Annotated in this window: 21 protein-coding genes; 13 read left to right on the top strand and 8 right to left on the bottom strand. The window is 68.7% G+C overall.

The annotated features are described in order from the left end of the window. Positions 1-104 precede the first annotated feature (104 nt). A complete protein-coding gene (locus tag MLGJGCBP_RS36115; RefSeq protein ID WP_160101894.1) occupies positions 105-734 on the bottom strand; it encodes a DUF4232 domain-containing protein in 630 nt (209 codons plus the stop codon). 163 nt (positions 735-897) lie between these two features. Here MLGJGCBP_RS36115 and MLGJGCBP_RS36110 point away from each other — a divergent pair, with 163 nt between their 5' ends. Continuing rightward, positions 898-2,322 (top strand): aldehyde dehydrogenase family protein, encoded by a 1,425-nt coding sequence (locus MLGJGCBP_RS36110; protein WP_160101892.1) that lies wholly within the window; start codon positions 898-900, stop codon positions 2,320-2,322. Between the two features lie 160 nt (positions 2,323-2,482). Further along, positions 2,483-3,280 (top strand): SDR family NAD(P)-dependent oxidoreductase, encoded by a 798-nt coding sequence (locus MLGJGCBP_RS36105; protein WP_160101890.1) that lies wholly within the window; start codon positions 2,483-2,485, stop codon positions 3,278-3,280. On the opposite strand, the gene MLGJGCBP_RS36100 is transcribed toward MLGJGCBP_RS36105, so the two are convergent. The 3 genes from MLGJGCBP_RS36100 to MLGJGCBP_RS36090 are packed head-to-tail and all read right to left on the bottom strand — an operon-like array spanning position 3,274 to position 7,033. After that, the gene (locus MLGJGCBP_RS36100) at positions 3,274-4,656 is read right to left on the bottom strand and encodes a flavin monoamine oxidase family protein (RefSeq protein ID WP_160101887.1); all 1,383 of its coding nucleotides are present in this window, start codon (positions 4,654-4,656) and stop codon (positions 3,274-3,276) included. The genes MLGJGCBP_RS36105 and MLGJGCBP_RS36100 overlap by 7 nt on opposite strands. 27 nt (positions 4,657-4,683) lie before the next feature. Then, a complete protein-coding gene (locus tag MLGJGCBP_RS36095) occupies positions 4,684-5,733 on the bottom strand; it encodes an LLM class flavin-dependent oxidoreductase (RefSeq protein ID WP_160101884.1) in 1,050 nt (349 codons plus the stop codon). Position 5,734: 1 nt separating this feature from the next. Next, positions 5,735-7,033, bottom strand: coding sequence for an O-acetylhomoserine aminocarboxypropyltransferase/cysteine synthase family protein (locus MLGJGCBP_RS36090; RefSeq protein WP_160101881.1), 1,299 nt, complete (start codon positions 7,031-7,033; stop codon positions 5,735-5,737). A gap of 198 nt (positions 7,034-7,231) precedes the next feature. Here MLGJGCBP_RS36090 and MLGJGCBP_RS36085 point away from each other — a divergent pair, with 198 nt between their 5' ends. The 11 genes from MLGJGCBP_RS36085 to MLGJGCBP_RS36035 all read left to right on the top strand — a co-directional run bounded on the left by MLGJGCBP_RS36085 (position 7,232) and on the right by MLGJGCBP_RS36035 (position 17,908). Then, entirely contained in the window at positions 7,232-7,930 is a 699-nt protein-coding gene (locus MLGJGCBP_RS36085) for an alpha/beta hydrolase (RefSeq protein ID WP_160101878.1), read from the top strand. 42 nt (positions 7,931-7,972) lie between these two features. Next, positions 7,973-9,337 (top strand): aminotransferase class I/II-fold pyridoxal phosphate-dependent enzyme, encoded by a 1,365-nt coding sequence (locus MLGJGCBP_RS36080; RefSeq protein WP_160101875.1) that lies wholly within the window; start codon positions 7,973-7,975, stop codon positions 9,335-9,337. Positions 9,338-9,487: 150 nt separating this feature from the next. Next, on the top strand, positions 9,488-10,879 hold the full coding sequence (locus MLGJGCBP_RS36075) for an LLM class flavin-dependent oxidoreductase (protein ID WP_160101872.1): 1,392 nt from the start codon (positions 9,488-9,490) through the stop codon (positions 10,877-10,879). A gap of 35 nt (positions 10,880-10,914) precedes the next feature. Then, positions 10,915-12,438, top strand: a complete 1,524-nt coding sequence (locus MLGJGCBP_RS36070; RefSeq protein WP_160101869.1) for an ABC transporter substrate-binding protein — start codon at positions 10,915-10,917, stop codon at positions 12,436-12,438. Next, positions 12,435-13,460 carry an ABC transporter permease gene (locus tag MLGJGCBP_RS36065; protein WP_160101866.1) on the top strand — a complete coding sequence of 342 codons (1,026 nt, stop codon included), beginning with the start codon at positions 12,435-12,437 and terminating at the stop codon, positions 13,458-13,460. The genes MLGJGCBP_RS36070 and MLGJGCBP_RS36065 overlap by 4 nt, the downstream gene beginning before the upstream one ends. 6 nt (positions 13,461-13,466) lie before the next feature. Continuing rightward, positions 13,467-14,324: an ABC transporter permease gene (locus MLGJGCBP_RS36060; protein WP_160101864.1), complete on the top strand. Its 858-nt coding sequence runs from the start codon at positions 13,467-13,469 to the stop codon at positions 14,322-14,324. Then, positions 14,314-15,180: an ABC transporter ATP-binding protein gene (locus tag MLGJGCBP_RS36055; RefSeq protein ID WP_160101861.1), complete on the top strand. Its 867-nt coding sequence runs from the start codon at positions 14,314-14,316 to the stop codon at positions 15,178-15,180. Before MLGJGCBP_RS36060 ends, MLGJGCBP_RS36055 begins: the two co-directional genes overlap by 11 nt. Further along, entirely contained in the window at positions 15,173-16,000 is an 828-nt protein-coding gene (locus MLGJGCBP_RS36050) for an ABC transporter ATP-binding protein (protein ID WP_160101858.1), read from the top strand. Before MLGJGCBP_RS36055 ends, MLGJGCBP_RS36050 begins: the two co-directional genes overlap by 8 nt. A gap of 181 nt (positions 16,001-16,181) precedes the next feature. Beyond that, positions 16,182-16,691 carry an NADPH-dependent FMN reductase gene (locus MLGJGCBP_RS36045; RefSeq protein ID WP_160101856.1) on the top strand — a complete coding sequence of 170 codons (510 nt, stop codon included), beginning with the start codon at positions 16,182-16,184 and terminating at the stop codon, positions 16,689-16,691. Next, positions 16,688-17,188, top strand: coding sequence for a flavin reductase family protein (locus tag MLGJGCBP_RS36040; RefSeq protein ID WP_087557999.1), 501 nt, complete (start codon positions 16,688-16,690; stop codon positions 17,186-17,188). The genes MLGJGCBP_RS36045 and MLGJGCBP_RS36040 overlap by 4 nt, the downstream gene beginning before the upstream one ends. A 9-nt stretch (positions 17,189-17,197) precedes the next feature. After that, complete coding sequence (locus tag MLGJGCBP_RS36035; protein WP_160101853.1) at positions 17,198-17,908, top strand: GNAT family N-acetyltransferase; 711 nt, start codon at positions 17,198-17,200, stop codon at positions 17,906-17,908. Here MLGJGCBP_RS36035 and MLGJGCBP_RS36030 read toward each other — a convergent pair. The 4 genes from MLGJGCBP_RS36030 to MLGJGCBP_RS36015 are packed head-to-tail and all read right to left on the bottom strand — an operon-like array spanning position 17,883 to position 21,825. Beyond that, positions 17,883-19,160, bottom strand: coding sequence for an NtaA/DmoA family FMN-dependent monooxygenase (locus MLGJGCBP_RS36030; RefSeq protein WP_160101850.1), 1,278 nt, complete (start codon positions 19,158-19,160; stop codon positions 17,883-17,885). The two genes, MLGJGCBP_RS36035 and MLGJGCBP_RS36030, sit on opposite strands and share 26 nt — an antisense overlap. Then, a complete protein-coding gene (locus MLGJGCBP_RS36025; RefSeq protein ID WP_160101848.1) occupies positions 19,160-20,086 on the bottom strand; it encodes a MetQ/NlpA family ABC transporter substrate-binding protein in 927 nt (308 codons plus the stop codon). The genes MLGJGCBP_RS36030 and MLGJGCBP_RS36025 overlap by 1 nt, the downstream gene beginning before the upstream one ends. 36 nt (positions 20,087-20,122) lie before the next feature. Next, on the bottom strand, positions 20,123-20,812 hold the full coding sequence (locus MLGJGCBP_RS36020) for a methionine ABC transporter permease (protein WP_160101845.1): 690 nt from the start codon (positions 20,810-20,812) through the stop codon (positions 20,123-20,125). Beyond that, positions 20,809-21,825 carry a methionine ABC transporter ATP-binding protein gene (locus MLGJGCBP_RS36015; RefSeq protein WP_160101843.1) on the bottom strand — a complete coding sequence of 339 codons (1,017 nt, stop codon included), beginning with the start codon at positions 21,823-21,825 and terminating at the stop codon, positions 20,809-20,811. Before MLGJGCBP_RS36015 ends, MLGJGCBP_RS36020 begins: the two co-directional genes overlap by 4 nt. Between the last annotated feature and the right edge of the window lie 11 nt (positions 21,826-21,836).

The following is a 21,836-nucleotide window of genomic DNA, read 5'->3' as shown; positions in this document are numbered from 1 at the left end:
GATGATCTCGAACATGCCTCCGCCCTCCTCCTGCGCGACCACGTCTCTCCCGACCGTAGGTCGGGCCCGGGGTGAGCCGATTCACCCGGTGCGGGTGAACAAGGTCACCCCGTGACGGGCTGCACCGACAGTTGCTTCACGCCGGTTTGCGAGCAGCCGGTGGTGGGGTAGGGGAGGAACACCGAACCGGTGTCGTTCGGTGGGTACACCCGGAAACCCGCGACCGGCGTGGGGCCGCACGTGTCGGCGGGATAGTTCTGCACTACCGTGGCACGCACCGCGGCGGTGGCCCCCGCGCCGGGAGCGACCGTCACGGGAGTCTCCGTTCCGCCGTCCCTCTCGGCCGCCGCACCCACCTGAGGACCGTCCGGTGCCGCGACGTACGACACCCCGGGGTATCCGTGGAGGATGCAGTCGCGGGTGCCGGTGTTGGTGAAGACGAGCGGGATCTCCTGCGATCCGGCGGCCCCGCTGGGCTGGCCGAGCGTCACCTGCAGTTCGCCGATCAGGCAACGGTCGGGATGCGGAGCGGTCGTCCCGGTCGGCGACGTGGCGGCGGCGGACGACGTCGGCACGTCGGCGGTGGTGGTCGCGTCCGACGTCGTGACGGTGACGGCGCCGGGCGAGGGTTCGGCGGTCCCCGACTCGTCCGTCGAGCCACACGCCGAGACAGTGAGTGCGGCGGCGATCCCGAGTACTCCGAGAAGGGTGCGTGCCGGTGACTGCGTGCGCATCTGATCGCTCCTCCTGCTGACTGTGCGGCGTACGTCGATGGTCCGCGATCGGCGCCGTCCCGGTGGGTGGTTCGGGGAGATCGCATTCGCCCCGAACCGGCGGGCTCCGGTCGTAGGCTGCGGGTCGCAAGGTTTCCGCGACACTTTCACTGGAGGCAGACCGATGAGCGAAGTTCTGGACCGGACCAAGATCTACATCGACGGATCCTGGGTCGATTCGCAGGGGACGGGCCGGATCGACGTGGTCAACCCGGCCACCGAGGACGTCATCGCGGTGGTCGCCGAGGGCACCCCCGACGACATCGACCGCGCCGCGAAGGCCGCGCGGGCTGCCTTCCCCGCATGGTCCGCGCTCAGCGGCACGGAACGCGGCGAGTACCTCCGGAAGGCGGCCGCCCTGATCAAGGAGCGCCTCGACGACTTCACCGCCCTCGTGTCCCGCGACATGGGCATGCCGCTCGGATTCGCGAAGCCCATCCAGATCGGCATGCCCCTCGCGAACCTCGCCGCGTTCGCCGAACTGGCCGCCACCTACGACTTCGACGCCCACGAGGTCGGCAATTCGCTGATCGTGCGCGAACCCATCGGTGTCGTCGGTGCGATCACCCCGTGGAACTTCCCGCTCCACCAGGTGGTGCTCAAGGTCGGCGGTGCGCTGGCCGCGGGATGCACCGTGGTGCTCAAGCCGACCGAGGTCGCGCCGCTCGCCACCTATGCGCTCGCCGACATCTTCGACGAAATCGGCCTGCCCGCAGGCGTGTTCAACCTCGTCAGCGGATTCGGGCCCGTCGTGGGCGAGGCGATCGCCGGCCACCCCGAGGTGGACATGGTCTCGTTCACCGGCTCCACCCGCGCGGGTAAGAGGGTCGCGGTGGTCGCGGCCGAGACGGTGAAGAAGGTGGCACTCGAACTCGGCGGCAAATCCGCGAACGTCATCCTCGACGACGCCGACCTGACGAAGGCGGTCACCGACGGGGTGGCCAAGTGTTTCCTCAACTCCGGCCAGACCTGTTCGGCGCTCACCCGGATGCTGGTCCCCGCGGACAAGGTGGACGAGGCCTCCGCCATCGCGGCGAAGGTCGCGCAGAACTACTCCGTCGGCGACCCGACGGCCGCCACGTCGGTGCTCGGGCCGTTGGTGAACTCGAACCAGTTGAAGCGGGTGCGCGGCTACATCGAACAGGGCATCGCCGAAGGCGCACGCGCCGTCCTCGACGGCCGGGAGACCGGACAGGACTCCGGCTACTTCGTCGGCCCCACCGTGTTCGCCGGGGTCACCGAGGACATGACCATCGCCAAGGAGGAGATCTTCGGTCCCGTCCTGTCGATCATCGGGTACCGCGACGAGGAGGACGCGGTGCGAATCGCCAACGCCACGGAATACGGGCTCGCCGCCGGCGTCTGGTCCGGCGACCAGGACCGGGCCGACCGCGTCGCGCGGCAGCTACGAGCAGGCCAGGTCGAGGTGAACGGCGGCGCGTTCAACACCAACGCCCCGTTCGGCGGGTACAAGCAGTCGGGCATCGGTCGCGAGGCCGGAGTCCTCGGCTTCGAGGAGTTCCTGGAGATCAAGTCGATCCAGCGGTAGGCGGCTTCGCCACCGTGCGCCTTTCTGGTTGTTCCAGCTACCAAAAAGGCGCACGGGCGCGGAGCGCAATTGGCCTCACGCTGAACCGAATCCGTGACTCTGTAGCGTCGTGGTCCTACCCTCGAATCGAGGGGTGGACAGCGGAGATGAGGAGAACACAATGGATCTCGGTCTGAGCGGCAAGCGGGCCGTCGTCACCGGCGGCAGCCGCGGAATCGGCCTCGCGATCGCGCGCAGCATCGCGTCGGAGGGGGTCGACGTGGTGCTCGCGGCCAGGGGTGCCGAGGCACTGGAACTGGCGGCGAAGACGCTGTCGCAGGAGACCGGCCGTCGGGTCATCGGGGTACCCACCGACACCGGCGACGACGAGTCGGTGCGCGCCCTCGTCCAGCGAACCGTCGACGAACTCGGCGGCGTCGACATTCTCGTGAACGCCGCGGCCACACCGTGGAGTGCGGGCAAGCCGAGCGACTTCGCGTCGACCACCGACGACGTGGTCCGCGGCGAGTTCGAGATCAAGGTGCTCGGTTACCTGCGCACCGCCCGCGCGGTGGCACCGCACCTCGTCGAGCAGGGGTGGGGACGGATCATCAATATCAGCGGGCTCGGTGCACGCCAGGCCAACTCGATCGCGCAGACCGTCCGGAACGTCGGGGTGTCGGCGCTGACGAAGAACCTCGCCGACGAACTCGGACCGCACGGCGTCAACGTCACCGTGGTCCACCCGGGGCTGACGCGGACGGAACGACTCGTCGACCGGCTGACGGAGCAGTCCGAGGCGGAAGGGGTGCCCGTCGCCGAACTGGAGTCGCGGCTGGCGACCAACTCGATCCACCGGCTGATCGATGCGAGTGAGGTCGCGGACGTCGTCACGTTCCTGGCGTCGCCGCGCAGCGTCGGGATCACCGGCGACGCGGTTGCCGTCGGCGGAGGAGCGCCGGGCGCCGTCTACTACTGAGCTCGGGCGGGTGACAGCACGCCGTCGCGCTGGGTCACTTCCAGCGCGGCGCGTTCGCCGGAGCGGACGGCGCCGTCGACCCAGCCGCACATCACGGACGAACTTTCCGTGCCCGCCCAGTGGATGCGACCGCAAGGTTCGCGGAGGGCGTGGCCGAACTGGGTGAGTACTCCCGTCGGCGCGTGACTGAGCATGCCGCCGCCGGAGTACCGCTCGACGCTCCAGTTCTGTTCGACGTAGTCGACGGGGGAGGCGGCCCGGGCTCCGAACCTCGCGGTCAACTCCCCGAGCACCGCCTCTTTCCGCTCCGCTTCCGGCAGTGTCCCCAGCGTGCGGGCGATCGGTCCCTCGACGATCACGCACAGAACGCCGGGACGTCCGGTGTCGGTGCACGCGTCGATGGTGATCGTCGCGGGAGAGTCGGGTGCGGCCGACTGCCCCGACAATCCGTCGGCGCGCCAGAAGGGTTCGTCGTAGACGACGGCGATCTTCATGACGGCGCCGCTCGGCATCCGCTGGTGCAGGAACGACCGATCCATCGGGAGCAGAGGCTCGTAGAGGATCTGACTCGCGATGGCGAGGGGGACCGCGACGATCGCTCTCCGCGCCCGCACGGCCAGGTCCGCGGATCGGACGGTCACGCCGTCGCCGTCCTGCGCGATGTCCCGGACGGGTTGCGACAGGTGGAGTGCGTCGCCGATCTCGGCTGCCATCGGGCGGTAGATCGCCCCCATCCCGCCGACCGGCCGCGCATCCTCGGCGGCGTCCTTCACTCCGAGAACGAAACCGGGACCGCCGCCGGACGCCATCTGATACAGCACGAACAGCATCGACACCTCGGACGCCGCGGACGTGTAGCAGCCCGCGACGGCGGTCTCGAGAAGGTCGTGGGCGGGCCTGGACAACGTGTTGCCGCCGAGCCATTTCGCGAGACTGATCGCGTCCCACTTCGCGGCCTTCTTCGCCTCCCACGGCGCCTCGAGCGGGATCGTCTTGCACATCTGGCCGAGTTCGAAGAACACGGCGCCGAGATTCGCCGTGACCCAGGGACTCATCGTCAGGGGAATCGTGCCCTTGTACCGATACTGCTTGCCGTCGACGACCATCATGGCTTCGCCGTCGGTGTACTGCTTGTAGGTCTCGACGCCGAATTCGTCGATCAGGGCGTAGATCCGGTCCTGCCCCGGCCCGATCCACGCGCCGCCCCGATCGATCCACGAACCGTCGTCGCGGGCCTCGGTGAACGTGCGCCCGCCGATCCGGTCACGGGCCTCCATCAGCGCGACCGTGTGCCCGGCCTGTTTCAGACGCAGCGCCGCCGTCAGTCCGGCGAATCCGGCTCCTACGACGCAATAGTCGACTTCGATGTCTGCCATGACGAATCCCCTCGCGTTCTTCGATCCTTACTCACGGGTCGGGACCAGCGGGAACACCTGCTCGGCGATGCGCTCGAGTTCCTCGTGCGCGGGGGAGCACTGGATGAGCAGCAGGGTGAGGCCGGCGTCCTGGTAGGCGCGGATCTTCTCCGCGACCTGTTCCGGTGTGCCGACGAGATCGGGACGCAGTCCACGGGTGCCGACGGAGTATTCGCGCCGGGACAGTTCGACGTCGAGTTCGGAGTTCTTCACGAACTCCTCGAACGACGCGTACCCGGGCGAGTGCGGGTCGACGGTGGTGACGCGTTCGAGTTCGGCGCGGGCCTCGGCTTCGGTGTCGCGCACGATGATGTAGGTGGACATGCCGAATTCGGCCATGTCCCGCTGGTGGATTCGCTGCGACCGCGCGTTCATGTCGGCGATCTTCGTGCGCACCTCGTCGACGGTACCGCCGTGCAGCACGTACGAGTCGGCGAACGTCGCGATGGATTCGCGGCCGCTCTCGCTCTCGCCGCCCGCGAAGACCGGGGGATGGACTGCGGGTTTCGGAGACAGGATCGAGTCGCGCACGCTGAAGTGTTCGCCCTGGTAGGTGAACGGGGTGTGTTCCCAGAGTCCGCGGAGCACGTCGACGAATTCGGTGGCCTGCCGGTATCGCTCGTCGTGCCGGGTGAACGCGCCGCCGTACTGCCGGGCTTCTTCCTCCCACCAGGCGGCGACAACGTTGAGTGCGAACCGTGCCGCACCGGCGTCGGTGGTGCCGGCGATGTCGGTGATGGTGGCCGATTCCTTCGCGGTGACCGCCGGCAGGTGGAATCCGGGTCGCACCGCCGTCATCACCCGGAGCTGTTCGGTGACCGCGAGGATCGCCGACGACAGCGACCAGGCCTCGAGGCTGGGCGCGTCGACGCCCTTGCGGTCGTTGAGGTAGAGCTCGGGGACGAGGGTGGTGTGGTACCCGAGCCGGTCGGCCAGTTGCGACAGCTGTTTGACGTAGTCCCAGGTGGCGGGCATGCCTTCGTCGCCGAGGTTGCGCAGGAAGCCGCCGTAGATGGGCGTCCAGTAGCCGAAATGCATGTCATTCCTCCGTGATGGCGTCGAGCGACGCACGCAGGTCGTCGACGAGGTCTTCCAGGTTTTCCAGTCCGACGGACAATCGGACGGTGCGGTAGCCGAACCCGGCGTCGCGGAGTTGCGTGTCGTCGAGGTGGCTGTGCGTGGTGGTGGCGGGGTGCACCACCAGCGAGCGGGCGTCGCCGATGTTGGCGACGATGGCGAACAGTTGCAACGAGTCGACGAACTTCGCGACCTTCGAGTCGTCGACGGCGAGATCGAAGGAGAACACCGAGCCGGCGCCCCGCGGCAGGTACTTGCGGGCGGCGTCGTGCCACCGGTTGTGCGGCAGGCCCGGGTAGTTGACCTTCGCGACCGCGGGATGACCGTCCAGGAATTGGGCGATGGCCAGCGCGGAGCCGACGTGCCGTTCCAGCCGCAGGTCCAGCGTCTCCAGCCCCTGCAGCAGTTGGAACGAATTGAACGGGGACAGTGCGGGTCCGAGGTCGTGGACGACCTTCGTCTTCGCGTACACCAGGTAGGCGCTCCGGTCGCGACCGAACTCGTCCCACAGCACGAGGTCGCCGATCCGCGGGTACGGCTCGGTGAACTGGGTCCACCGCCGCGGCTCCGCGCCGAAGTCGAACGTGCCGAGGTCGACGATCACCCCGCCCAGCGACGTTCCGTGCCCGCCGATGAACTTGGTGGCCGAGTACACGGCGATATCGGCGCCGAAGTCCCTGGGGCGGAGCAGGTACGGGGTGGCGATCGTGTTGTCGACGATCAGCGGGACCCCGGCCTGGTGCGCGATGTCGGCGACGGCCCGGACGTCGAGGACGGAGGCGACGGGGTTGCCGATCGTCTCGGCGAAGAAGGCCCGGGTCTCGGGGCGCGCGGCCGCACGCCAGGCGTCGAGGTCGTCCTGGTCGACGAGGGTGACGTCGATCCCGAAGTCCGCGAACGTGTCGGTGAGCAGGTCGACGGTTCCGCCGTACAGTTGCCGCGCCGCGACGATGTGCTGCCCCGACTTGGCGAGCGTGAGGAGCGCGACGGCGACGGCGGACTGCCCGGATCCGGTGGCCAGCGCGGCGACACCGCCGTCGAGGTCGGCGAGACGCTGTTCGAACACGGCCTGGGTGGGGTTCCCGGTGCGGCTGTACAGGTTTCCCTTGCGGCGCAGGGAAAAGATGTCCCGCGCCTGGTCGAAGCTGCCGAAGTCGTAGGCAACCGATTGGTAGATCGGGGGGATCGCGGTGTTCTGCGGCGTGCCGGGCTGATAGCCGGTGCGGACCTGCCGGGTCGCGAACCCTGTGGTCTCGGGCATCGGTGTGCCTGTCCCTTCGTCGATACTCTTGTTTGGCCGGGGTCGATCACAAAACGAATATGTTCGGAACAAAACACGAAGTGCGACGAGAAGACACGCGTTTTGTTCTGCTCGAGCATTACTCTTGTTCCACCGCGCACGGGTGAGTCAGGGTGACGCAGTCAATCCTGCGAACAACCACCCCGAGTGAGGTAATCAGTGGACATCGACTGGCTGGAACCCGAAGCGACCGCACGTGGCTCGGTGATCGTCGTCGCCGGCCGAGGTGAGCATGCTCACGTGTACCGCAGGTTCGCCCGGCGGATCGCGTTCGACGGTTACCGCGTCGCGGTGGTGGAGAACGATCCCGCCGCGGCCGCTCGGGTGATCGCCGACGCCGAGTCCGGTCTCCCGCTCACCGTCGTCGGGTCGGACAGTGGCGCGCTCACCGCGCTCGACCTCGCCGCCACCTATCCGGCCGTGTCCGGGGTCGTGGCCGCCGGGCTCCTCGTCGCGGGCACCGACGCCGTCACCGGAGGGTGGGACGGCGAACTCGAGATCCGCTCCGCGTGTCCGGTGCACCGGAGTGTCCTGTCCGCGGACGGCGCTCTCGACCGCGGCACGCTCGGCGCGGAGGCGCCGGTCGCCACGACGGATTCGCTGACCCACGTGCAGGTTCCCGTCCTCGTCGTCCACGGCGGCGCCGATGTCCTGAGCCCGGTGGCGGACGTCCTCACCGTTACGTCCGCGTTGCCGGGCGCCCGGGTGGTCGTCGTCGACGACGGACGGCACGACATTCTCAACGACGTGTCCCACCGGTCCGTCGCCGCCGAGATCGTGCAGTTCCTCGAGCGTCTGCGACTGCCCGGCACGCCCGACATCCTCCTCCGCGACCCGGCGGGCGCACTCGCGCAATGACCCGGGCGGGGCCGGTAGTGATTGTCGATCGAAGGGGTGTGGATGTCAGCGGTGCTGGAGTCGGAGACGATTGCTCCGGAGTGGTTGCTCGAACGGATCGACGGCCGCACCGCGGAACTCGCCGATGCCGTCGCCGACCTGATCCGGTCGGGTGAGCTGAGCCCCGGCGACCGCCTGCCGACCGTCCGCGCACTCGCGAAGGCGACCGATCTCAGTGTCGGTGCGATCGTCACCGCGTGGGGCCGGTTGCAGGAACAGGGTTTCGTGCAGACCCGCCGCCGCGGCGGCACCGTCGTACTTCCGCCGCTCGACAGTGTGCCCGAGCGTGGCATCCCCGACTGGCGCGGCGTCGACCTGGCGCAGAACGCACCCGACCTGGCGTTGCAGCCGTCCCTGTCCGACGCTCTGCTGTCCAGCCTGGACGCCGAGACGTTGAATGTGTTCGGCCGGGAACTGATGACCGAGCGTCTGCGCAACGCCGTCGCTCCGGGGTGGCCGTTCGAACCGGAGGCGTGGGCGACCGCGGGCGGTGGCACCGAGGCGTTGCTGCTGGCGGTGGAGGCGGCGGCGCCGCCCGGGTCCCGGGTGGCGGTCGACGAGCCCCTCGGCCCGGGGGTGCTCGACACCCTCCGCGACCTGGGTCTGGACGCGGTGGGCGTCGGCGCCGACCGCGACGGTCCCCGGCCGGACGCGCTCGACGAGGCCCTGACGGCCGGTGCGGTCGCGTTCGTGTTCCAGCCCGGGGCGCCGTTCGCCGTCGACCACGCGGTCAGCGCGCGGCGCACCCGCGAACTCGCCGACGTGCTGCGACGGCATCCGGCGGTGTGGGTGGTCGAGGACGACTCGATCGGACCGCTCGAACCGGACCAGCCACCGTCCCTGGGATGCGAACTGCCGCAGCGTGTCGTCCGGATCCGCAGCTACTGCAAGGCATACGGGATCGACGTGCGGACCTCCGTCCTCGGCGGCTCCCGCGAACTGATCGAGAAGGCCATGAAGGTGCGCAGCCACGGCGTCGGCTCGAACAGCCGGATCCTGCAGAACACCCTCGCCCACCTGATCGGCAGCGCCGACGCCGAACACGCGGTCACGGCGGCGCACGAACGCTACGCGGCCAGGCGCGCGACGCTGCTCGAGGCCCTGATCGACCGCGGCATCGAGGCTTTCGCCGGCCCGCACAGTCTGGTCGTGTGGGTGACGGTGTCGGACGAGACCGCGGCGCTGGTCGCGTTGGCGCGGCAGGGCATCTCCGTGGGGGCGGGATCGCGGTCGTTCGTGCGGTCACCCGCACGCCAGCTCCTGCGCCTGTCGGCCACCCAACTGCCCGACGACGGCGAGCTGATCGGGCAGCTCGCCGACGTCGTCGCGGTGGCTGTCGCGGAGTCGTCGCGGGAGTTCTTCGACTGATCGGACTTTGTTCGGCAGCACTGCGGGACATACGAAATATGTTTTGAAACATCGAGAATTTAATACTCTGCACGCGTCTGTTTGCTCCATACACTTCAACGCGGCGTGCCGAGGCAGGTGCCTGACGGCGGACGACGAAGGAGCGAGAACATGACGAGACGGCAACTGAAATTGGGAGCTGTCCTCACCCCCACGGGTGGTCCCGGGCACCCGTACACCTGGCTGGACCCGGAGATCCCCGGCGACGCCAGCGTCGACATCGACTGGTACATCGAGTACGCGCGTCTGGCCGAGCAGGCGCGGTTCGACCTCGTGTTCATCGTCGACAGCCAGTTCATCACCCCCGACTCGCCCCCGCACTACCTGAACCGGCTCGAGCCGCTGACGCTGCTGTCGGCGCTCGCCGTAGCCACCGAGCACATCGGACTCGTCGGCACCCTCACCACGTCGTTCAACCAGCCGTTCAACCTCGCGCGACGGTTCGCGTCCCTCGACCTGATCAGCCGCGGCCGCGCCGGCTGGAACGTGGTCACCAGTGGCGACTCCGGCACCGCCGGAAACTACGGCCTCGAGGAGCATTACGACTACGCCACTCGCTACGGCCGGGCACTCGAACACGTCGAGGTCGTCAAGGCGCTGTGGGATTCGTACGAGGACGACGCGTTTCCGCGTGACCGGGACGCCCGCCGCTTCCTCGACCCGGACAAGCTGCACACCCTCGACCACCGGGGCGAGCACTTCTCGGTGGTGGGCCCGCTCAACATCGAACGCTCACGGCAGGGACAGCCGGTGATCTTCCAGGCCGGTGACTCCGACCAGGGCCGCGACCTCGGAGCGCGCATCGCCGACGGGATCTTCACCCACGCACCCAGTTTCGAAGCGGGAGCGGCGTTCTACGCGGACATCAAGACCCGCGCCGCGGCGTACGGGCGCGCCCCCGAGGACATCGTGGTCCTGCCGGGCGTCACCGTCACCGTGGGCGACACCGACGCCGACGCCCGTGAGATCGAACTCACGACCCAGCTGGCGGACAACGACTTCGGCAGGTCCCTGCGGGAACTCGGCCGCCCCTTCGGCTGGCACGACTTCCAGCAGTACGACCTCGACGCGCCGTTCCCCACCGAGGCCTTGCAGCACGCCGAGCGGAGTTTCTACACGCAGGCGAAGAAGATCACCGACCTCGCCGTCGGCCGCGGGCTGACACTGCGACAGACCGTCGAGGCGCTCAGCGCGCCGAAGACGTCGCCGTTCACCGGCAGCGCCGAGACCGTCGCGAACGAACTGCAGCGCTGGCTCGACGGTCACGCCCTCGACGGCATCAACATCCACATCGGGCACCCGGCGCAGTTCCGCCGCTTCGTCGACGAGGTGCTGCCGATCCTGCGTGAGCGCGGGGTGGTCCGGGAGGACTACGAGCAGGACACCCTGCGCGGCAACCTCGGTCTGCCCTTCGCGGAGAACCGCTACACCCGTGCGCGGCGCGAGGGAATCGACCCCGCCCCGCTGCCCGGCACCACAACGTCGCTGTCCGCGAGCGTCTGAATCACCACCCCCCTTTGCATGGTCAGGAGCACCCAGTGAGCAAGAAGAGCCGGCGGATCGCCGGCGCCGTAATACTCGGAGTGATCGTCGGTCTCGTCGCCACCGCATGCGGCGGTGGCAGCAGCTCGAACGGCGCCGAGGTCAAGTGGGCGTTCAACCTCCCCACATCCTGGGACCCGGTGACGAGCCGGACCGGAAACGACATCAACACCATCAGCCTCGCGTATGCGTCGCTGACCCGGCTCGACGCAGAGGGCAACGTCGAACCGTCGCTCGCCGAGAGCTGGAAGTACAACGCCGACGGTACCGCGGTGACATTCAGCCTGCGTGACGGTCTTACCTTCTCCGACGGGACCACCCTCGACTCGCAGGCGGTGAAGGCGTTCTTCGACCGGGGCAAGACCCAGGACGATTCGTTCCTGCGCGATCAGCTCGCCGGCGTCACGGAGGTCACGGCCGACAGCGCCACCGACGTCACGCTGCACCTGGCCGACGCCGACTACCAGATCCCGTACCTGGTGGCCGGGCGCACCGGCGCGATCGCCAGCCCGACGGCGGCCGCCGACCCGCAGAAGCTCAGCGTGTGGCCGGTCGGGGCCGGTCCGTTCACGATCACCGATTTCGTCGCCGAGGATCACGCCTACTTCGAGAAGAACCCGAACTACTGGGACGCCGAGAACATCCACATCGACCACTTCGAACTCAGCGTCGCCCCGGACCCGGCCACCCTCGTCGCCGGTGTCCAGTCCGGCTCCATCGACTTCGCGACGCTGCCCGCGTTGCAGTCCAAGGAAGCCGAGGCCGCCGGTCTCGACGTGACCGTGAAGCCGTCGCTCGCCGCGAACGACGTGTCCATCAACCTCAACAAGGCGCCGTTCGACAACCCGAAGATCGTCGAGGCGTTTCGCTACGCATTCGACCGCCAGGCATTCGTCGACGTCGTCACGAACGGGCTGGGGAGCACCACCAGCCAGCCGTTCCCCGACGGGTACCTCGCGTTCAACCCGGAGATCGAGAAGCTCTGGAACTACGACCCCGACAAGGCATCTCGTCTCCTCACCGAGGCGGGATACGCGCCCGGGCAGTTGTCGATCGAGATCACGGCGCAGTCGGCGGCCACCAACCGCGCGGAACTCGTGCAGTCGCAGCTCAAGAAGATCGGCGTCGAGTCCACGATCAAGGTGGTCCCGCCCGGTTCGTCGACGTGGCAGAGCGAGGTCTACATCGCGAAGAACCCGCAACTGGCCACGGACGGCACCATCGGACGTGAATCCCCGGTGCAGAACCTGCTCGCCGTCTACGGTCCGGAAGGCATCATGAACCTCAGCGGCCCGCACGCGTCGCCGGAGTTCACCGCCGCACTCGACGCCGTGCGCCGCACCCCGCTCGAGGACCCGGAATACAAGCCGCGGTTGTGGCAGGCCGTCAAGGTCGGTGTCGAGCAGTCGCCGACGAACTACCTCTTCAGCAACCCGTGGATCATCGTGTCCAACCCGGATCTGAAGAACCTGAACATCCTGCCGTCCCAGGTCCGCTGGGAAGGCGTCACGGTCTCGTGACCACCGCAGACATCGAGGCCGCAGGCACCGGGAGGACGTTCGCTCTCCCGGTGCCTGCGGGCGCGCTCGGCACGGCAGCGCGGGTCGTGCTCGGCACCGTGCTGATCGTGGTCCCGGTCTTTCTGTTCTCCACCCTGATCACGTTCCTGCTCGGTGCGGCCAGCGGGCTGAATCCGGCCGCCGGCATCGCCGGTGACGCCGCGACCCCGGAGACGATCGCCCGGATCAACGCCGAGTTCGGGCTGGACAAGCCGGTCTGGCAGCAGTACGTCGACTGGATGTCGAGCATGCTGAGCGGCGACCTCGGTGTCTCGTGGTTCAGCAAGATCCCGGTCAGCGAGTTGATCGGTGAGCGGCTCGCGGTCAGCGCGTCCATCGCCGGTGTCGCGCTGGTGATCGGACTCGTCCTCGGTGTCGGGCTCGGGGTGCTGGCCGCCGTCTACAAGGGCAGCCTGCTCGACCGGGCGATCACCGCCTACACGTCGGTGGCCTCGACGCTGCCGCCGTTCGTCATCTCCATCGGACTGATCCTCGTCTTCAGCGTCGGGCTGCACTGGCTGCCGTCGGCCGGGTACGTCCCGCCGGACGAGAACTTCGGCCGCTGGCTGTCGCTGATCATCATGCCCGCGATCGCGCTGAGTATGGACGTCGTCGCCGACATCGCGCGGCAACTCCGCACCGGGCTGGTCGCGGAACTGGATCAGAACTACGTCACCGGCGCGGTGGTGCGGGGCATCGGTCCGTCACGGATCCTGTTCGTGCACGCCTTGCGCAACGGCAGCGGTCCCGCACTGTCGATCCTGGGCATGAAGATCCCCACGCTCATCGGCGGCGCCGTCGTGATGGAGACCATGTTCTCGATGCCCGGCTTCGGTCGCCTCGCCGCCGACTCCGCGCTGCGCGGAGACGTTCCCATCGTCCAGGGAACGCTCGTCGTGGCGATCGTGTTCGTGCTGTTCTGCAACGTCGTCGTCAACATCGCCCAGAGCGTCCTGCAGCCGGCCACCAAGCGGAGAGACTGACATCCCATGCTCACAGCAATTCTGCGCTATCACTCCGCTCGCGCCGCGGTGATCGTCCTCGGGCTGATCGTGGTGCTCGCGGTCTTCGGGCCGGCGCTCGCGCCGTTCGACCCACTCGAACAGGACACGGCGGCAATCCTGCAGGGCCCGAGCGGAACTCACTGGCTCGGTACGGACAACGTCGGGCGGGACGTGTTCAGCCGGTTGCTGGCGGGTTCGACCGTGTCGGTGCTGTCGGCGCTGCAGTGCGTCGTCGTCGGATTCCTCCTCGGTGTGATCCCGGGCTTCCTGTCGGTGTATCTCGGGCGCAGCGTGGAATGGTTCACGCTCCGGCTGATGGATGCGCTGATCACGCTGCCGTTCCTCGTGTTCGCCGTCGCGATGACCGCGCTGCTCGGAAACGGACTCGCGCAGGCGATGTTCGCCGTCGGCATTCTCATCGCGCCCGCGTTCTACCGGGTCACGCGTGCCGCGGCGCTCACCGTGGCCAACTCCCAGTACGTCGAGGCCGCCGAACTGATGGGCGCCGACACGTCCTGGATCATCCGCCGTCACGCGGTGCGCAAGGTGCTGCCCGCGGTCGGGGTGACGTTCGCCGCCATGACCGGGGCCAGCCTCGTCATCGTGTCTTCGCTGACCTTCCTCGGGATCGGCGTCGTCCCGCCCGACCCCACCTGGGGCGGACTCCTCGCCAGCGGACTGCAGTACCTCTACCAGGTTCCGTTCGGCCCCGTCGTCCCCGCGCTGCTGATCGTGGCGACCGTGTGGGCGCTCAATGCCATCGCCGACGCACTGCGGGACGCGACCGGCGGACCCACACGACGCGCCCCCAGGAAACAGGAGGTCACCTCGGATGTCCACTGACACACTCGATGCCACTTCGGCACCACACACTTCGCGCCCCCGCAGGCCGGTGCTCACCGTCAGCGATCTGCGGATCGCCCTCGACGACAGAACCGAACTGGTCCACGGCGTCGACTTCTCCCTCGCGCCCGGCGAAGCGCTCGGGATCGTCGGCGAATCGGGAAGCGGCAAATCACTGACCTGCCGCGCCATCCTCGGAATCCTGCCCGGCGGAATCGACGTCACCGCAGGCTCGATCGACTTCGACGGCATCGAACTCACCGACCTCGGGCGCAAACAGTGGCGCCCCCTGCGCGGCACCCGCATCGCCGCGGTGTTCCAGGACCCGGCGTCCTACCTGAACCCGTCCATCCGCGTGGGCGAACAACTCGCCGAGGCACTCCGGTCGACACTCGGACTGTCCCGCGCCGACGCCAAGCGGCGCGGGCTCGCACTGTTCCGGAAGATGGGCCTGACCGACGCGGACACCGTGTACCGCCAGTACCCGCACGAACTGTCCGGGGGAATGCTCCAGCGGGTGCTCATCGCGATCGCGGTCTCCGCGGAACCGGAACTCCTGATCGCGGACGAGGCGACCACCGCCCTGGACGTCACCGTTCAGGCCGAGGTTCTCGACCTCCTCGAGGACCTGCGCGAAGAACTGGGTCTCGCCCTCGTCCTGGTCTCCCACGACCTCGCGGTGGTGGCCCAGGTCTGCGACAGCGTGATCGTCATGCGGGACGGCGCCGTCGTCGAGTCCGGGCGGGCGGAAGACCTGCTCACCGCGCCGCGGCACGAATACACCCGCCAACTCGTCGACAACCACCGCGCATACGGCCTCGAGTCGTTCACCGGGCAGGAGGCCGCTCGTGTCTGAGTCGTTGCTGCGCATGACCGATGTCCGGGTGGAGCGTGGGCTCCGCGGGGCCCGCAAGCAGATTCTGCACGGCGTCGACCTGACGATCGATGCCGGCGAGAAGGTCGGGCTGATCGGCGAAAGCGGCTCCGGGAAAACGACACTGGCTCGCACGATTCTCGGTCTGATCACCCCGACGGCCGGGTCGGTCGAGATCCGCGGGCAGCGCGTCGACGACCTGCCCGCCGCGCAACGCCGGGCACACCGGCGCACGGGGACCGTCCAGTACGTGTTCCAGGACCCGCTGCTGAGTCTCGACCCGGACATCCCGGTGGGCGAATCGATCGCCGAGGGGCTGATCGTGCGCGGCGGGCTGGACCGTGACGTCGTGCGGTCGAAGGTCGCGGCGGTGCTGAGCAGTGTCGGACTGGACGCCGACATCGCGGTGCGGATTCCCGCGGAACTGTCGGGTGGGCAGCGCCAGCGGATCGCGATCGCGCGGGCCCTCGTGCTGGATCCGGCGCTGCTGCTGCTCGACGAACCGGTGAGCGCCCTCGACTCGGTCAACCGCATCCAGATCCTGAAACTGCTCACCGAACTCGGGCATTCGCGGCAACTCGCTCAGCTGTTCATCTCGCACGACCTGGGGGCGGTCGCGTCGCTGGTCGACCGGATCGTCGTGTTGTACCGCGGCAACATCGTCGAGGACGGACCGACCCACCAGGTGATCTCCGATCCCCAGCACCCCTACACCGCGCTCCTTGTCGGATCGGCTCCCACGTTGAGCGGTGGCGCCGTGACCCGCGAGCGTCGCCGGGAGTTGAGGCTCCGCCTCCTGTGAGTACTTGTTAAATTTAACGTCGGGCGGTTAACAAGTACTCACGGGTGCCGTAGGCGCAAGGGTTTCGATCAGTGTGATTCGAAGGACGCGCCGCCGATTTATGTTCCTGCCCTGCATTATTCGACCATAACCGCGGAGTGCTCTAGGGTGGCGGGGTACGCATGCGAGAGGTGATGAAGCAATGAAGGTAACGGTAGTGGCCGGCAATCCCAAGCCCGGTTCACGGACGCTGGACGCAGCCGGTCTGGTCGCGGCGGCGGTGACGGGCGCCGCCGTGGATTCCACGGTCGACGTGATCGAGCTCGGCCCGGGACTGCTCGGGTGGGGCGACGAGAAGGTCGCGGCGGCGGTGGACACCGTCGCGTCGTCGGATCTCGTGGTGTTCGCCAGCCCCACGTTCAAGGCGTCGTACACGGGCGTGCTGAAACTGTTCCTCGACCAGTTCGCGACCGGCGACGGCCTGAAGGACGTCGTGGTGGTGCCGCTGATGCTCGGGGCCGGGCCCGCGCACGCCATGGCGCCGGACCTGCTGCTCAAGCCCGTGCTCGTCGAACTGGGCGCGACCGCCCCGGCGCCGGGCCTCTACCTCATCGACACCGCGTACACGACCGACACACGCATAGCCGACTACGCCGAGCGGTGGGGTTCGATCCTCACCGCGGCGGCCCGGACACGGACGGAACTCTCATGACACAGGCTGACGGCACGGTGGACAAGGCTTCGCTGCGGGAGGCGTTCGGGCATTTCCCGAGCGGTGTCGTCGCCGTCTGCGCCGAAGTCGGCGGTGAGCGCATCGGGATGGCGGCGAGCACGTTCGTGCCCGTGTCGCTGGAGCCGCCGCTGGTCGCGTTCTGCGTGCAGAACACGTCCACGACGTGGCCGAAGCTCGCGGACCTCGAGCACGTCGGGATCAGCGTGCTCGGGGAGGCACACGACGCGGCCGCCCGGGTTCTTGCCGCGAAGACCGGTGACCGGTTCGCCGGCCTCGACACCGAGACCACCGACGGCGGTGCGTTGTTCATCGACGGCGCGTCGGTGTGGCTCGACACCACCGTCACCCAGCAGGTGCCCGCGGGCGATCACGCGATCGTGGTCCTGCGGATCAACGAACTGCGAGTGCAGTCGGAGATCGAACCGATCGTGTTCCACCGCAGCCGGTTCCGCTGGCTCCGCACCGTCGCGTCGTAACCGACTGCGATGACCACGGAACTGACGGCCCCGGCCGAGACGGACGTCCATCCGCTGGACGACGCGATTCGTCAATCCCTGCGCGGCGAGCACGCGCACTTCGCCCGGTGGTCGGGCAGGGTGGCGCGGTACCACCCGGACGTTGCGCCGCACGTCGGCCACCCGGACACCCTGGTGGACGAGGACTGGGCGGATCTGACCGCACTGCTCGGCCCGTCGGCGACAGCGGCGCTCCGCGGATTCGGTCACACGCCGCCGTCGGGCTGGGAGGTCCTGGACACCTTCGGCCTGGTCCAGATGGACGGCACCGCGCTGGACGTCGCGCCCGACCCGGACGCCGAAGTCCTCGGCGCGGACGATGTTCCCGAGATCCTCGACCTGATCGGCCGCACCCGGCCCGGACCGTACCTGCCGCGAACCATCGAAATGGGGACCTACCTCGGGTTCCGCGTCGACGGCGAACTCGTCGCCATGGCGGGGGAGCGGCTGCATCCGCCCGGCTGGACCGAGATCAGCGCGGTCTGCACCGACGAGCGTTTCCGGGGCCGCGGATTCGGTGCCCGGCTCGTCCGCGCCGTCGGAGCAGGCATCCGCGCCCGCGGGGAAACCCCGTTCCTGCACGCCGCGCAGGCGAACACGACGGCGATCCGGCTGTACGAGAGCCTGGGTTTCACCCTCCGCCGGCAATCCGCCCTCACCGTCGTCCGGACACCGGCGTAGCGCCCTCGAAGCGGTCGCGCAGCGTGGACTCCGCGTACTCGTGCCGGAAGATCCCCTTCTCGCGGAGCAGCGGCACGACGTGGTCGACGAAATCGGTGAGACCGGAGGGGAATCCGTCCGGCATCAGGTTGAAACCGTCCGCCGCGCCCGCCACGAACCACTCTTCGATGGTGTCGGCGATCTGTTCGGGGGAGCCGACGACGAGCCGGTGCCCGAAACCGCCGGCCTTGCGCAGCAGTTCGGACACCGAGTACCGGCTCTCCAGTGCCAGCCGCACGACGGCTTCCCGGAACCCCAGGGAACCGGAGAACGACGGGTCGACGGGCGCCAGCAGCAGGTCCTCCGGGATCGGCCGGTCCGGGTCGAGCGAACTCAGATCGACGCCGAGCATCCCGCCGAGGCGCTCGGCGGAGAAGCCGCCGGCGGCCTTGGACTCCCAGTCCTCGTAGCGGGCGACGGCCTCGGCCTCCGTGCTGCCCACCACCGTTACGAGACCGGGCAGGATCTTCACCGCCCGGGGGTCGCGACCGGCCGCGCGCGCGATGTCCTTCACCTCCCGGTAGTGCTGCCGCCCGGCGTCGAGGGTGAGTTCCGCCGAGAACACCGCGTCGGCGCTGCGTCCGGCCAGCGCGCGGCCCTGCGGTGAACCGCCGGCCTGCACGAGCAGCGGGTGACCCTGCGGCGACGGCGGCACGGGCAGCACGCCGTGCACGTGGAAGAACTCCCCGTCGTGGTGCACCGGGGCACCGGTGGCCGCCGATTCCCACAGCGCCGTGACGACGTCCACGAACTCGGTGGCCCGGCGGTACCGCGACTCGCGGTCGGGGATCCTGGTAAGACCGAAGTTGTGGGCCGTCCCGGCGTGGAACGTGGTCACCACATTCCACGCCACCCGACCGCCGGACACGACGTCGAGGGACAGGAACCGGTCCGCGAGGTCGAAGGGATCGTTGAACGTCGTCGACGCCGTGCCGATCAGCCCGAGGTGTTCCGTCGCGCTCGCCACCACCCCGAGAACGGTGGTGGGTTCGAGCGCCCTGGTCGGCTTGACGGCGGGATCCTCGCGGAGCGCGGGCCCGTCCGCGAGGAACAGCGCGTCCAGCGTGCCGCGCTCCGCAATCTTCGCGACTTCGGTGTAGTAGTCGGGGTCGATGAACGACGTCGGGTGCAGATCGGGGGCCCGCCACGCGGACGGGTGGAAACCCACGTCCAGCACGTTGACATTGAGGATGACCTCTCGTTGCGCGGGCATCAGCCGGCGGGCTTCGCGGCGGCGCCGTCGACGTTCGTCTGGGTCCGGTCGGTGGCCCGCGCCGATTCGATGCTCTGCGCCACCCGGGAGAAGAACGGGTCGCTGTCGATCAGCTGGCCGATCCGCGGGTCGTGGTAGGTGTCGAGAAGCGGCGCGAAATCCGGGTTGTCCTTGTTCTTCTCGTTGATGACGACTTCGATCCAATACAGCTCGTAGGCGGGGGCGTTGAAGACGATCTTGTCGTCGGGCACGTCGGCGAGATCGAAGTTGGACCGCCAGCCCAGCGCCAGGTCGACGTCGGGGAGCGTGCGCGGCAACTGCGCCAGCGCGGCCTCGGTGAACTCGAACGACTTCGGGTTGTCCTTCACGTCGCGGATGGTCACGCGGGACGGATCGACACCGTCCTTCAGGGTCAACTGGCCGAGGTCCTGCAGCGTCTGCAGCGCCTGCGCCTGGTTCGACGGGTCGTCGGGGACGGCGACCTTCGCGCCCTTGGGGAGATCCTCGAGCGTGTCGTATTTCTCGGAATAGCCGGAGAACTTCAGGACGTACCAGTCGCCGGCCGCATACAGTCCGAGGTTGCCGTCCTCGTTCTGCACCCGCATCCACTCCTGGTGCTGGCTGTGGTTGGCGTCGATGTCGCCCTGGGAGACCGCGAGGTTCTTGAGCTTCGAATCCTCGATCTGCACCGGTTCGACGGTGATGCCGTGGTCGGGGGCGAGTTTCGCGACCTCCTTGGCGAGTTTCTCGTCCAGGATCGATCCGGCGGTGTACCCGATCTTGAACGTGGTCTGCGGGCCGTCGCCTTCGGTGCGGTCGTTGCCCCCGCCCGCGCCGCACGCGGTCAGGAGGAGCAGCAGTGTGGCCGTCAGTCCGCCTGCCGCGGCAGCGCGGGCGCGCGTCACCGAGCGGGGTCGAGTCGTCATGGGTGTAGTCCTCTGATCTGGGTGGGAGTGAAAGGCTCAGCGACGGTTGGTGAGGCGCGCGGCCAGATCGCCGACGAGTTGGATGACCTGGACCAGCACCACGAGCGCGATGACCGTCGTGATCATCACGGTGTTGTCGAAACGGTTGTAGCCGTAAGCGATGGCGAGGTTGCCGATGCCACCGGCTCCCACCGCGCCTGCGATCGCCGACATGTCGAGGATGCCGATCAACGCGATCGTCAGGGCGCCGATGATGGTCGGGACCGCCTCGTGGAGTTGCACTTTGCGGATGATCTGGAAGTTCGACCCGGCCGACGCGCGTCCCACCTCCACCACCTCGGGCGGAACGTCCCGCAGCGAATTCTCGATCAGCCGCGCGACATACGGGGTGGCGGCCAGCGTCATCGGTACGGCTGCCGCCTGCACCCCGAGCGAGGTGCCGACGACGAAGCGGGTGAACGGGATGATGGCGGCCATCAGCACCAGGAACGGCAGTGATCGGCCGAGATTGACAACCCAGCCGGCCACCGCGTTGACCGCGGGGTTGGGAAACAGCCCGCGGGGAGCGGTGTTGTGCAGGACGACGGCCAGCGGAGTGCCCAGCAGGATGGCCAGGATCACCGTGATCCCGACCATCTGCACGGTCTGTTGCAGGGCGGGCAGGAACAATTCAGGAAGTTCCTCGACGGGGGTCGAGATGGCCAGGACGACAGTGCCGGCGCTCATGCTGCCGCCTCCTCGGTCGCCGGGGCGGAGGTGTTGTCGTCGACCCGTGTCCCGTGCAGGCCCCACGAGGCCAGAAGCTCCCCGACGGACGGATGGTCACCGGCGACCGAGATGGTGACCCGGCCCGCCGGGCGTCCGCCGACCGACTCCACGGTCCCGGACAGCACCCCGATCGACCGGCCGGTGGCCGTGCCGAGAAGTTCGATCCAGTTGGTGGGGACGGTGTCGGACCCGTACGTGACGTGCCACAGCACGTCCCGGTCGTCCGCGGTGATGTGGGAGCGGTCCGGGAGCAGCCCGACACCGAGTTCGGAACGGGGGTTGCGGAGGAGGTCGATCACCGGGCCCGATTCCACGACCTGTCCCGCGTCGAGGACGGTGACCACGTCGGCGACCTGGCGGACGACGTCCATTTCGTGGGTGATCAGCACGATCGTCAGCCCGAGGTCGTCGCGCAGTTCGCGCAGCAGCGCGAGGATGGATCGGGTGGTGGCGGGGTCCAGTCCGGACGTCGCCTCGTCCGACACCAGGACCCTGGGGGCCAGTGCCAGCGAGCGCGCGATCCCCACGCGTTGCCGCTGCCCGCCGGACAGTTGCCGGGGGTAGAGGTCGGCCTTGTCGGACAGGCCCACCCGCTCGAGGAGTTCCGCCACCCGTGCCCGTCGCTCGGCCCGGCCGACGCCGGCGAATTCCAGCGGCAACGCCACGTTCTCCGCGGCGGTCCGGCGGGCGAGGAGGCTCGACGCCTGGAAGATCGTCCCGATCGCGCGGCGCTGCTCCCGCAACCGCCGCTCGGACAGCCCGGATACGTCCGTCCCGTCGAGCAGGATACGGCCCTCGGACGGACGCTCGAGCAGACTGATGATCCGCGACAGCGTGGTCTTGCCCGCCCCGCTCTGGCCGATCACCGCCGCGATCTGCCCGGTGCCGACGGAGAAGTCGATGTCGTGGAGCACCTCGACGGAGCGGGCTCTCTTCCCGAATCGTTTCGTGACGGAACGGACTTCGATCATGCTGCACCACC

The organism is Rhodococcus sp. T7 (genome assembly GCF_009872365.1).
In the GTDB taxonomy this organism is placed as follows: domain Bacteria; phylum Actinomycetota; class Actinomycetes; order Mycobacteriales; family Mycobacteriaceae; genus Rhodococcus_F.
The sequence above is the reverse complement of the archived record's forward strand: the minus strand, read 5'-3'. Positions and strand labels throughout refer to the sequence as shown.